Below are 11,245 nucleotides of genomic sequence, written 5' to 3'. Positions count from 1 at the left end.
ATGGTCCCGGTTCAGCCGCCCTCTCCGTCATCGCGAGCGCAGCGAAGCGACCCAGGGCAGCGCGACACCGGGGAGCGTAGCGCCGGCTGGATTGCTTCGCTCCGCTCGCAGAGACGGCGGCACGCCTATCAACCGGAACGGGTGTAACAGGCGGCGCGGTCGGTTACAGCCGTCAGGTCCGCCCGGGTAGGCGGCGCGCCGACCGGGCGGCGTGGACGGTGCCGGCGAGGCCGACGAGGGCCAAGCCGACGAGGCCGCCGACCACGACGTCGCGGGTGCGGCTCGTGACGAACTCGGCGCGGCTCGCCTTGGTCCGACCGGAGAAGCGCCCGTCGATCCCGGCCGGGCCGGGCACGGGGGCCTCGAGATTGCCCGCCATCTCGGGGATGGTCTCGTCGGAGAGCTGGGCCGACCACATGGAGGCGGCCTTGCGGTCGGCGAGCGCCGGCGCCAGCGCCTGGGCGGCCGCCATCATCACCGAGGACCGGCCGACCCAGACCTCCCGGCGCGGGTGCTCGACCGCGTACAGGATCGCGTCGGCGCAGAGCCGCGGGTCGAAGACCGGGTCCGGCGCGTACTGGCGGTGGCCGGTGCGGTTGCGCGCCCAGTTGAACTGCGGCGTGTTGACCGCCGGCAGGTAGATCACGCTGAGACTGACATTGACCCGGTCGTGCAGCAGCTCGCAGCGCAGGGCGTCGGTGAAGCCCGAGACCGCGAACTTGGCCGCGCAGTAGGGCGCCTGCAGGGGCGCCGCCCGGATCGCGAGGCCCGACGAGACCTGGATGATCGCGCCGCGGTCGCGCCGCTTCATGTAGCGCAGGGCAGCGAGCGTCCCGTAGACCTGGCTGAGATAGGTGGTCTCGGTCACCCGCCGGTACTCGTCCGGGGTGATTCGGTCGGCCGGGTTCACCACCGTCGACATGGCATTGTTCACCCACGCGCGGATCGGGCCGAGCTCGCGCTCGACCCGCTCGGCGGCCGCGTCCACGGCCTCCGGGTCGGCGACGTCGGCGCCGATCGCCAGCACCGGCTGGCCGTAGGCGGCGAGCGCCCGCTCGGCCGCGGAGAGACGGCCGGGATCCCGCGCGATCACCGCGACCGACCAGCCGCGCGCGGCGAATTCATGCGCGGTGGCGAGCCCGATTCCGGCCGTGCCCCCCGTAACGACCGCAACCCGTGCCATACCGACCTCATCCGCGACAGACCGAACCGGCAACACGGTGCGGCGCGCTCGGTTGCGCCGCCCGATTGGGCCGGAACGTCACGGGGATACCGATCGCGATACCGATTTCGCGGACCGGGACGCAACGTCCGACCGCGGCCGCTGTTGACTGCCTGTACCGCGTCATGCCGAACCATCGAGGGTCGCAGCCATGCGCACTGGACGACGCTTCTCCCTCTTCTCGCTCCCGATCGATCCCTGGCCGCAGGCGTCCCTGGCCGAGCGGACCGCCGTCGGGATGGTCCTGACCGGCCTGCTGCTCGTGCCGGCCTGCGCGGTCGGGGCCGCGCTCCTCGTGTTCACGACGCTCGCGGCCCACGTGTACTGGTCCTACGATCTCGGCGCCTCCCTGCACGCGTTCATCGCCCGGCATGCCGGGGCCGCCGTCGCGCGGCGCGGCCGGCTCGTCCACAAGGCCTGACGCGCGGGAGCGGATCGACGGCCGGGCGGCGTTGAGCCGTGCCGGTCCACACGGCCCGGCCGCGCGGCCCCCGCGATCCCTGTGCGTTCGCCTCGGTCCGATTTGACCTGACGGTCTCTCGTGGGCCAGTCAGGTTCGGAACCGAGAGATCGCCATGTTCCGTACCCTGATGTCTGCGCGGCGCTTCGCGCCGCTGTTCTGGTGCCAGTTCTTCTCGGCGTTCAACGACAATTTCCTGAAGAACGCGCTCGCCTTCCTGATCCTGTTCGGGATCGGCGGCCAGGCGGACGCCCATGCCGGCGTCCTCGTGACGCTCGCGAGCGCCGTGTTCATCGGGCCGTTCTTCATCCTGTCGGGTCTCGGCGGCCAGTGGGCCGACCGCTACGACAAGGCGCTGATGGCGCGGCGGCTCAAGTTCGCCGAGATCTTCGCGGCCGGCACCGCCGTGCTCGGCTTCCTCCTGCACTCGATCCCGGTTCTGTTCGTGGCGCTCGGCCTGTTCGGGACGATCGCGGCGCTATTCGGCCCGATCAAGTACGGGATCCTGCCGGACCATCTCCGGCGCGAGGAGCTGCCCGCCGGCAACGCCCTCGTGGAGGCGGCGACCTTCCTGGCGATCCTGCTCGGCACGATCGCGGCCGGCGCGGCCTCGGCGATGGGCGGCTCGGGACTCGTGTTCGGCGTCCTGGTGATGGGCTTCGCCGTCCTGTGCTGGCTCTCGGCCCGGATGATCCCGGCGACCGGCGAGGGCGCCCCGGACCTGCGCGTCGACCCGAACGTCGCCCGCTCGACCTACGCGCTGCTGCGCGACCTCTGGGCCGACACGCGGCTGTGGCGCGGCTCGCTCACGGTGAGCTGGTTCTGGCTGGTCGGCGTGGTGGTGCTGTCGCTGCTGCCGGTACTGGTGCGCGGCGCCTTCAACGGCACCGAGACGGTGATCACGCTGCTGCTGGCGCTGTTCTCGATCGGCATCGCGGTCGGCTCCGGCCTCGCCTCGTGGCTCGCCAGCGGCCGGATCGTGCTGCTGCCGACGCCGGTCGGCGCGGTGCTGATGGGCCTGTTCGGCCTCGACCTCGCCTGGACGGTCGGCCACCTGCCGGCGCCGCCCGCGGAGCCGATCGGCCCCCTCGGCTTCCTGCAGACCGGCCACGGCCTGCGCACCGGGATCGACTTCCTCGGTCTCGCGATCTCCGGCGGCCTCTACATCGTCCCGTCCTTCGCGGCCGTGCAGGCCTGGGCCGAGAAGGCGATGCGCGCCCGGATCATCGGCGCGGTCAACGTCATGACGGCGGCCTTCATGGTCGCCGGCACCCTGGCGCTCGCGGCGCTGCAGGGCGCGGGCCTCACGATCGCGAGCCTCCTCGCGGTGGTGGCGGTGCTGAACCTGATCGTCGGCGCGCTCGTGTTCGCGACCCTGCCGACGAGCCCGTTCCGCGACTTCCTGTCGATCCTGTTCCGGGCCTTCTACCGGCTGGAGGTCCGCGGCTTCGACAACCTCGCGGCGGCCGGCCCGAACGCCATCATCGCCCTCAACCACGTCTCGTTCCTCGACGCACCGCTCGCGCTGTCGCTCCTCGAGCAGGAGCCGGTCTTCGCCATCGACAGCGGGATCGCACAGCGCTGGTGGGTGCGCCCGTTCCTGCGCATCACCAAGGCGATGCCGCTCGACCCGACCCGGCCGCTCGCCACCCGCACGCTGATCAACGCGGTCAAGAGCGGCGAGACCCTGATCATCTTCCCCGAAGGCCGGCTCACGGTCACCGGCAGCCTGATGAAGGTCTACGACGGCGCCGGGCTGATCGCCGACAAGTCGGGCGCGATGGTCGTCCCGGTGAAGCTCGACGGCCTGGAGCGCACCGTCTTCTCGCGGCTGTCGCGCGGGCAGGTGCGCCGCCGCTGGTGGCCCAAGGTGACCGTGACGGTCATGCCGCCGGTGCGGCTGACCGTGGACCCCGCGCTCAAGGGCAAGGCGCGGCGGCAGGCGGCGGGCGCCGCCCTCTACGGGATCATGTCGGACCTCGTGTTCCGCACCGCCGATATCGACCGCGGCCTGATGGCGGCGCTGATCGAGGCGGGCGAGCGCCACGGCTGGAGCCGCAACGCCCTGGAGGATCCGGTCGGCGGCCGCCTCAGCTACAGCCGGCTCGTGATGGGCGCCAACATCCTCGGCCGCAAGCTGATGCCGCTGGCGCCCGTGGGCGGCCGGATCGGCGTCATGCTGCCGAACGCCAACGGCGCCGCGGTGACGCTGTTCGCCCTCGCCTCCGCGGGCCGGGTGCCGGCGATGATCAATTTCTCCGCTGGCCCCGCCAACGTGCTCTCGGCCTGCCGGGCCGCGGAGGTCAGCAAGATCCTGACCTCCCGGGCCTTCATCGAGAAGGGACGGCTGGGCCCGCTCGTCGAGGCGATCCGCGGCTCGGTCGAGTTGATCTACTTGGAGGACGTGCGGGCCGGCATCACGACGGGGGACAAGATCCGCGGCCTCCTGGCGCCGCGCCGCCCCCTGGTGGCGCGCGCCGGCGAGGATCCGGGGGCGGTGCTGTTCACCTCGGGCAGCGAGGGCACGCCGAAGGGCGTGGTGCTCGCCAACCGCTGCATGCTCGCCAACGTGGCGCAGGTGGCGGCCCGGATCGATTTCGGCCCGATGGACAAGGTGTTCAACGTCCTGCCGGTGTTCCACGCCTTCGGGCTCACCGCCGGGCTGGTCCTGCCCCTGGTCTCGGGGGTGCCGGTCTACCTCTATCCGTCGCCGCTGCACTACCGGATCGTGCCGGAGCTGATCTACGGCTCGAACAGCACCGTCCTGTTCGGGACCGACACGTTCCTCACGGGCTACGCCCGGTCGGCCCATTCCTACGACCTGCGCTCCCTGCGCTACGTCGTGGCCGGCGCCGAGGCCGTGAAGGAGACCACCCGGAAGACCTGGGCGGAGAAGTTCGGGCTGCGCATCCTGGAGGGCTACGGCGTCACCGAGTGCGGGCCGGTTGTCGCCCTCAACACGCCGATGTTCAACCGGTTCGGCACGGTCGGGCGGATCCTGCCCGGCATCGAGACCCGCCTCGAGCCGGTGCCGGGAATCGACGAAGGCGGCCGCCTGTCCCTGCGCGGGCCGAACATCATGCTGGGCTACCTGCGCGCCGAGAAGCCCGGCGTGCTGGAGCCGCCGCCGGGCGGCTGGCACGACACCGGCGACATCGTGGCGATCGACCCGATGGGCTTCGTCACCATCAAGGGTCGGGCCAAGCGCTTCGCGAAGATCGCCGGCGAGATGGTGTCGCTCGCCGGCATCGAGACGCTGGCCGCCGAGCTCTGGCCCGACCGTCCGAGCGCGGTGGCGGCGGTGCCGGACGCGCGCAAGGGCGAGCGGCTGATCCTGTTCACGCAGGAGAAGGGCGCGACCCGGGCCGCCTACCAGAGCTTCGCCAAGGGCCGCGGCGCCTCCGACGTCGCGATCCCCGCCGAGGTGGTGGTGCTGGACGCGATCCCGATGCTCGGCACCGGCAAGGTCGACCAAGTGGCCGTCACGAAGCTCGCGCTGGAGCGGGCGAAGGAGAACGCGGCGGCCTGACGGTCGCGGCCAAGCCTCCCGCGTCACCCAAACGGGGGATGCGGTGCTCCCCGGGATCCGCTCGTATCGTGAATACAGCCGTGATTCGAACCGCTTGACGCGTTCGGGGCGCGGGTCTGAGGGGGACTCGGTACGCAACGGCGAGGGACAGATCATGCGGAAGGGCAGGCGAGTTCCGGCTTGGCTGGCGAGGCGGACCTACTTCAAGCGGATCGAGCGCTGGGCGAAGCCCGGCAAGGCGCGCAAGGCGGCGCAGCCCCCCGAGACACCGGCAGCCGCGATGCCCTCCAACGTCGTGCCGTTCCCGATCCGGATGAATCGGCCGGATCGACCCGCCTTCGAGGACCTGCGGGGCGTCGGCACGGCCTAGAGGCCGGCTCCGCCGGGGGCTTGCCGGGCGCGCGGGAACACGGGATCCTGCGCCGTCGGAGCCGAGACCGGGAGGATGCGTGCCGCACGACGGGTCGGATCCGCGCGCGTCGGCGCCTCCCCGGAAGCGGGCGAGGGGCCTGCGCGCGGCGCTCGGGGCGACGGCGCTCGGTCTCGGCCTCCTGGGGGCCGGCACCGCCGCGCTCTGGCGCTACGCCGACGCGCTGCCGCCCCTCGACCTGGCCGCGGCCGAATCACGCTCGACGGTGGTGCTGGATCGGTCCGGCACGCTGCTGCGCCCCTTCGCGACCGCGGACGGGCGCTGGCGCCTGCCGGTCACCGCGGAGGCGGTCGATCCGCGCTACCGGGCGATGCTGCTCGCCTACGAGGATCGCCGCTTCGCCGCGCATCCCGGCATCGACCCGGCCGCGGTGCTGCGCGCCGCCGGCCAGTGGCTGACCCGCGGCCGCATCGTGTCCGGCGCCTCCACCCTGTCGATGCAGGTGGCGCGCCTCGTCGAGCCGCGGCGCGAGCGGTCGCTCGAGGCCAAGCTCCGCCAGATGGTGCGGGCGGTCGCGCTGGAGCGGCGCCTCGGCAAGGCCGGGCTGCTCGACCTCTACCTGGCGCTGGCCCCCTACGGCGGCCCGCTGGAGGGCGTGCGCGCGGCGAGCGTCGCGTATTTCGGGCGCGAGCCGGTCCGGCTGACCGCCGCGCAGGCGGCCCTGCTCGTCGCCCTGCCGCAATCGCCCGAGACCCGCCGTCCGGACAGGTTCCCCGAGCGCGCCCGCGCCGCCCGCGACCGGGTCCTGGCGGTGGCCGTCGCGCGGGGCATCCTCACGGCGGCGGAGGCCGAGGCCGCCCGGGCCGAGCCGGTGCCGACGACGCGCAAGCCGTTCCCGATGCTCGCGGCGCACGCCGCCGAGGAGGCGGTGGCGGCCGATCCCGGTGCCGCCACGATCCGCCTCGCGATCGACGGGCGCCTGCAGGAGCGACTGGAAACCCTGGCGGCCGAGCGCGCCGCCGCCGCCGGCCCGGACCTCTCGGCCGCGATCCTCGTCCTCGACAACCGCGACGGCCGGGTGCTCGCCCAGGTCGGCAGCGCCGGCTACTTGGACCCCGCCCGGCGCGGCGCCATCGACATGACCCTAGCGGTGCGCTCGCCCGGCTCCGCGCTGAAGCCCTTCGTCTACGCCATGGCCTTCGCGGACGGTCTCGCGCATCCCGAGACCCTGCTGGAGGATCGCCCGGCGCGCTTCTCGGCGAGCTACGCGCCGGAGAATTTCGACCTGACCTTCCAGGGCACGGTCACGGCCCGGCGGGCCCTGCAGCTCTCGCTGAACGTGCCGGCAGTCGAGCTGATGGACGCGGTCGGTCCCGCCCGCTTCATCGCCCGGCTGCGCGCCGCCGGGGCCGGGATCCAGCTCCCGCGGGATGCGGCCCCGGGGCTGCCGGTCGCGCTGGGCGGCCTCGGCATCACGGTCACCGACCTCGCCCGGCTCTACGCGGGGCTCGCCCGCGGCGGCGCGGTTCCGGACCTGCTGCGCCGCGCCGACGGGGTCGCGGCCGAATCCCGGCACCGCGTCGCCGAGCCCGTGGCGTCCTGGTACGTCGCCGACATCCTGCGCGGGACACCGCCGCCGGACAACGCACTGCCGAACCGCATCGCCTACAAGACCGGCACCTCCTACGGGTACCGCGACGCCTGGGCCGCCGGCTTCGACCGCCACGCGACGATCGTCGTCTGGGCCGGGCGCCCGGACGGCGCCGCGGTGCCGGGGCTGGTGGGCCGCACCGTCGCGGCGCCGATCCTGTTCGACGCCTTCGCGCGCCTCGGGATCGAGCCCGAGCCGGTCCCCCAGCCGCGGGACGCGCTGGTGGTCGGGACGGCGGGCCTGCCGCCGCCGCTGCGGCACCTGCGGCGCGAGGCGGCCGAGGCGGCGGGACCGGCGCTGCGGATCGCCTATCCGCCGGACGGGGCGCGGATCGATCTCGGCCTCGCGGTGGACCGGCACGGCGCCGCGGAGGGCGGCCCGGGTCTCGCCCTCAAGGCCCTGGGCGGCGTGCCGCCGCTCACCTGGCTGGTCGACGGTCAGCCGGTCGTGCAGACGCCGCGGCGGAAGGCCGAGTGGGCCCCGGGGGGCGCGGGCTTCGCGCGGATCTCGGTCCTGGACGCGACCGGCGCCAGCGACAGCGTGTCCGTCCGCCTCGAGTGAGCCGACGGCGGGTTCCCTCGGCTCAGCGACCGAGGCCGCGCTGGGCGCCGGCCGGGCCGCGCACCTCGCAGGATTCCAGCGCCGCGGCGAGGCGCGCCGCGCTGGCCGCGGACCCGTAAGACAGGTTGAGGACAGTGGAGAGGATCCCGACGCTCACGAGCACGCCGAGGGCGGCCGCGCCGAGCAGAACGGCGGTGATCAGCCGGTTGCGCCGCAGATCGGCCGTGAGCGCCCCGATGAGGTCCCGGTTGTGTTCGGCGAGACCGTTCCGCGCCGCCACCAGCTCGTTGTACATGTTCGTGATGGCGTTGGTGGACATGTACACCAGCAGCAGGTGGACGACGAAGTCGTCGTCCGTCGTGGTGTTGAGGGCGGCCGCGATCCGCACGGCGAGCTGACGCTCCCAGGGCTGGAGATCGCGGCCGTGGACCGACCGGTAGAACCGCTCGAGGTTGGTCACGGCCGGAGGGCATCCCGCCACGCCGTGTGGAAGTTGCGCCGCAGGCGGCGGCCCTCGACCCGCAGGCGCATCGGCGCGCTGTTCGCCAAGGCCTGCCAGGTCGTGTTCTGCACCCGCAGGGCCTCGATCAGCCGCTCGCCGATCCGCTCGATCTCGATGACGCGAAAGTTCGACTGCTTCCGCAGGGATCGCACGAGATCGGACGATTCGAGATAGTCAAAATTGGTCGCCTGGGCGGTGTTCTTCGCCAGGATCGCCCGGTCGCACTCGATCAGCATGGGCCGGAGCTCGCGCAGGACCTCCAGGGCTGTGGGATCCACCGCGCCGGCCGCGACGACCACGGCGAGGCGGACATTCGCCTCCCGGCAGCTCTCCACGATGATCTCGGTGCACCGACGGGTCGTCTCGGTGTCGCCGGCCGGGAAGTCGACCACGACGAGGCGCTCGGCCGCCTCGGTCACGCGCTCGATCAGATCCTGGCACAGGGTCGGGTCGACGCGGCCCGTGCTGTCCTCGGCGCGCAGGCGCTGCCGGATGGCGGTGATGCCGGGACGGCGCGGGACGAAGTTGTCGCTGCCGGGCGTGGTCTCCTGCATGAGTGCCGTGTGGAAGTGCCGGTTGGCCGGGTCGGTGTCGATCGCCAGCACCGGACCGACCTCCGCGCACAGATCGGCCACCTGGAGGGCGATGGTCGTCTTGCCGACGCCGCCCTTGCCGCCGAGGCAGAGCACGAGAACCTTCGCGGCGGCGCCCAGGAGATCGCGCTGGATGTCCTGGATCTCGTCCGGGCTGTACCAGGCCGGAACCTTGCTCTGCGTCGTGTCGGTCATGCGGTGTCTCCTTGCTGATACGCGCGGGGTGGCCGCCGGACGCGCGCGCTCCGCGCGCGGCACCGGGCTGCGGGATCTCGGGGGTTCACGGGCTCGGGCCGGGCCGCACGGCCCGCGTGGGCGGGACGCGGCGCGCGCCGGCTCGACGGCGCGCCCGGGATGCCGGTCGCATCACGCGCGGGATCCGGTCGTGCACGGGTCGGCAGAGGCGCGGCCGCCTCGTGCTCGAGGCCCGGATTCGGACGGCCGACGCTCGGGTTCCGCGATGACGTCCGTCGCCACGATCTGCGCTCCGTTGCTGGACCCGCTTCGCCGACGGCTCCGGCCGCAAGTCTTCCTCGCCGCGGCCGAGGGCCATGCATGATCATGCTCGGACCTATGGAGGACGCAAGCCTCGAAAAATCGGATCTCTTCTCGACGAATGCTCTAGAATGAGATCGTTAATGAAGATTTATATTTATAAAATATGCAATGATGAGCTAAGTACGACTGTTATATCTGCATGAACACACAACATCCCGGACATCGCCCGCAATTCGATCGATTCGGCCGGCCGGAATCCGCGCGGGTCACCTGGGATGCGGGCCTTGCCCGGCCCTGTCGGCGGTGACCCGGTCGTCACCGCGCCGCGGCGAGGGGCGCGAACACGTCGATGAGGCCGTTCACCAGAATCTGGGTCCCGACGCACAGGAGCAGGAAGGCGAAGAGGCGGCCCATCACCCGGGCGCGGGCCGGGCCGATGAAGGCGACGACCCGGTCGGCGGAGGCGTAGAGAACCGCGACCGTGGCGGCGACCGCGAGGGCCGCCAGCGTGACGCCGATGTAGAAGCCGAAGCGCTCCGCGTAGGCCTCCGGCCGGTTGGCCCCCAGGGTAATGGCGACCGCGATCGTCCCCGGCCCAGTGGTGAACGGGAGCGTCAGGGGGAAGAAGGCGATGTCGGAGAGGGGGCCGGGGGCCGGGTCGCCCGGCGGCTCCGCGGGGGCCGGGCCGCGGCCCGCCGACCCGGAAGCCTCGGCCTGCTTGCGCGCCTCCCGGGCCTCGGGCCGGTTCAGCTGGGTCCAGGCCGACGACATGACCACGAGGCCGCCGGCGATGCGCAGCGCCCCCAGGGTGACGCCGAAGAAGTTCAGGATCGGCGTGCCCGCCCAGAGGGCGCCGAGCATCACCAGGGCGGCGTAGACGCCGATCCGGCGCGACAGCAGCACGCGCTCGGCGTGGCTGAAGGCGCCCGCCACCTGCGCGAAGATGAAGGCGCCCCCGACCGGGTTCACGATCGAGAACAGCGCCGACAGGGCGAGCAGGAACTGCTGGGTGGTGAAGTCGAGGCTCATCGGGGTCAACCCGGGGAGGGGGCCGGCACCAGCACCCGGGCCGGCGCGAGGCGGCGGGCGCGCCGCACCTGCTGGACGGCCACCGGCCGGTACAGCTGCTTCGTCGCGTCGACCACGTGCAGGCCCGCGAAGGGCAGGGACAGGCCGGTGCCGAGCCACTCCCAGGCGGGCCCGGTGCGCAGCATCAGGCGCGAGCGGGCCGGCGGCATGTACAGGGTCTCGGCCCAGCTCACCGGCGAGAACAGCGTGTCGCGCATGAGCCGCCCGAGCTGCGAGCGGCTGTAGGGCTGGCCGTGGCCGAAGGGCGTCGCCTCCCGGCGGGCCCAGACGCCCCGGCGGTTGGGCACCACGAGGATCATGCGGCCGCCCGGCGTCAGGGTGCGCCAGACCTCCTGCAGCAGCTCCGTCGGGCTCTCCACCGATTCGAGGGCGTGGACCAGGATGACCCGGTCGATGGCGGCCTCCGGCAGCGGCATCATGGTGGGATCGGCGAGCGCCGCGCAGGAGCGCCCGGTGCCCGGCCAGTTCACCACGCCCTGCGAGGCCGGCATGAAGGCGAGGGTGCGCTCGGCGATGCAGTGGACCGGCCCGAGATACGGCGTCGCGTAGCCGATCCCGAGGACGCGCAGCCCCGAGACCGAGCCGAGGAAGTCGTGGAGCGCGCGGCCGACCACGCGGTGCGTCGTGCGGCCCAGAGGGCTGGCGTAGAAGGCCCGCAAGCCGTTGACGTCGAGGCGCATGGAGGGACAGGAGATCGCGGACGGAACGGTCGTCGTACTCAATGGTGAGCCGCGCGCCGCGCGGCAAGCGCCGGAGGAACCTCGCCGGAC

9 protein-coding genes are annotated in these 11,245 nt (G+C 72.9%); 4 read left to right on the top strand and 5 right to left on the bottom strand.

All coding sequences use genetic code 11. The features are described 5' to 3' along the window. Positions 1 to 172 precede the first annotated feature (172 nt). Positions 173 to 1,183, bottom strand: coding sequence for an SDR family oxidoreductase (locus ACX9MN_RS01275; protein WP_020093715.1), 1,011 nt, complete (start codon positions 1,181 to 1,183; stop codon positions 173 to 175). Positions 1,184 to 1,373: 190 nt separating this feature from the next. On the opposite strand from ACX9MN_RS01275, the gene ACX9MN_RS01270 reads away from it, so the two are divergent. The 4 genes from ACX9MN_RS01270 (at position 1,374) to pbpC (ending at position 7,793) form a co-directional block, all read left to right on the top strand. Beyond that, entirely contained in the window at positions 1,374 to 1,643 is a 270-nt protein-coding gene (locus ACX9MN_RS01270) for a hypothetical protein (RefSeq protein WP_020093716.1), read from the top strand. Positions 1,644 to 1,797: 154 nt separating this feature from the next. Further along, on the top strand, positions 1,798 to 5,211 hold the full coding sequence (locus tag ACX9MN_RS01265) for an acyl-[ACP]--phospholipid O-acyltransferase (protein ID WP_100252710.1): 3,414 nt from the start codon (positions 1,798 to 1,800) through the stop codon (positions 5,209 to 5,211). 154 nt (positions 5,212 to 5,365) lie between these two features. Further along, a complete protein-coding gene (locus ACX9MN_RS01260; protein WP_020093718.1) occupies positions 5,366 to 5,581 on the top strand; it encodes a hypothetical protein in 216 nt (71 codons plus the stop codon). Between the two features lie 79 nt (positions 5,582 to 5,660). After that, positions 5,661 to 7,793, top strand: coding sequence for a penicillin-binding protein 1C (gene pbpC, locus ACX9MN_RS01255; RefSeq protein WP_489723554.1), 2,133 nt, complete (start codon positions 5,661 to 5,663; stop codon positions 7,791 to 7,793). A 22-nt stretch (positions 7,794 to 7,815) separates the two neighbouring features. Here pbpC and ACX9MN_RS01250 read toward each other — a convergent pair whose 3' ends face one another. The 4 genes from ACX9MN_RS01250 to ACX9MN_RS01235 form a co-directional block, all read right to left on the bottom strand. Next, a complete protein-coding gene (locus ACX9MN_RS01250; protein WP_091979514.1) occupies positions 7,816 to 8,253 on the bottom strand; it encodes a hypothetical protein in 438 nt (145 codons plus the stop codon). Next, complete coding sequence (locus ACX9MN_RS01245) at positions 8,250 to 9,083, bottom strand: nucleotide-binding protein (RefSeq protein WP_091979515.1); 834 nt, start codon at positions 9,081 to 9,083, stop codon at positions 8,250 to 8,252. The genes ACX9MN_RS01250 and ACX9MN_RS01245 overlap by 4 nt, the downstream gene beginning before the upstream one ends. Positions 9,084 to 9,701: 618 nt before the next feature. Beyond that, complete coding sequence (locus ACX9MN_RS01240) at positions 9,702 to 10,415, bottom strand: MarC family protein (protein WP_042671900.1); 714 nt, start codon at positions 10,413 to 10,415, stop codon at positions 9,702 to 9,704. A 5-nt stretch (positions 10,416 to 10,420) separates the two neighbouring features. Further along, a complete protein-coding gene (locus tag ACX9MN_RS01235) occupies positions 10,421 to 11,155 on the bottom strand; it encodes a class I SAM-dependent methyltransferase (protein WP_042671901.1) in 735 nt (244 codons plus the stop codon). Positions 11,156 to 11,245: the final 90 nt, after the last annotated feature.

This window comes from Methylobacterium sp. 1A, from assembly GCF_058072805.1.
The sequence above is the reverse complement of the archived record's forward strand: the minus strand, read 5'-3'. Positions and strand labels throughout refer to the sequence as shown.

Bases quoted from the DNA above. Each gene is read 5' to 3' on its own strand.
- ACX9MN_RS01265 (WP_100252710.1), top strand. From the start codon at position 1,798: ATGTTCCGTACCCTGATGTCTGCGCGGCGCTTCGCGCCGCTGTTCTGG.
- ACX9MN_RS01235 (WP_042671901.1), bottom strand. From the start codon at position 11,155: ATGCGCCTCGACGTCAACGGCTTGCGGGCCTTCTACGCCAGCCCTCTG.
- ACX9MN_RS01275 (WP_020093715.1), bottom strand. From the start codon at position 1,183: ATGGCACGGGTTGCGGTCGTTACGGGGGGCACGGCCGGAATCGGGCTC.
- ACX9MN_RS01270 (WP_020093716.1), top strand. From the start codon at position 1,374: ATGCGCACTGGACGACGCTTCTCCCTCTTCTCGCTCCCGATCGATCCC.
- ACX9MN_RS01245 (WP_091979515.1), bottom strand. From the start codon at position 9,083: ATGACCGACACGACGCAGAGCAAGGTTCCGGCCTGGTACAGCCCGGAC.
- ACX9MN_RS01240 (WP_042671900.1), bottom strand. From the start codon at position 10,415: ATGAGCCTCGACTTCACCACCCAGCAGTTCCTGCTCGCCCTGTCGGCG.
- ACX9MN_RS01260 (WP_020093718.1), top strand. From the start codon at position 5,366: ATGCGGAAGGGCAGGCGAGTTCCGGCTTGGCTGGCGAGGCGGACCTAC.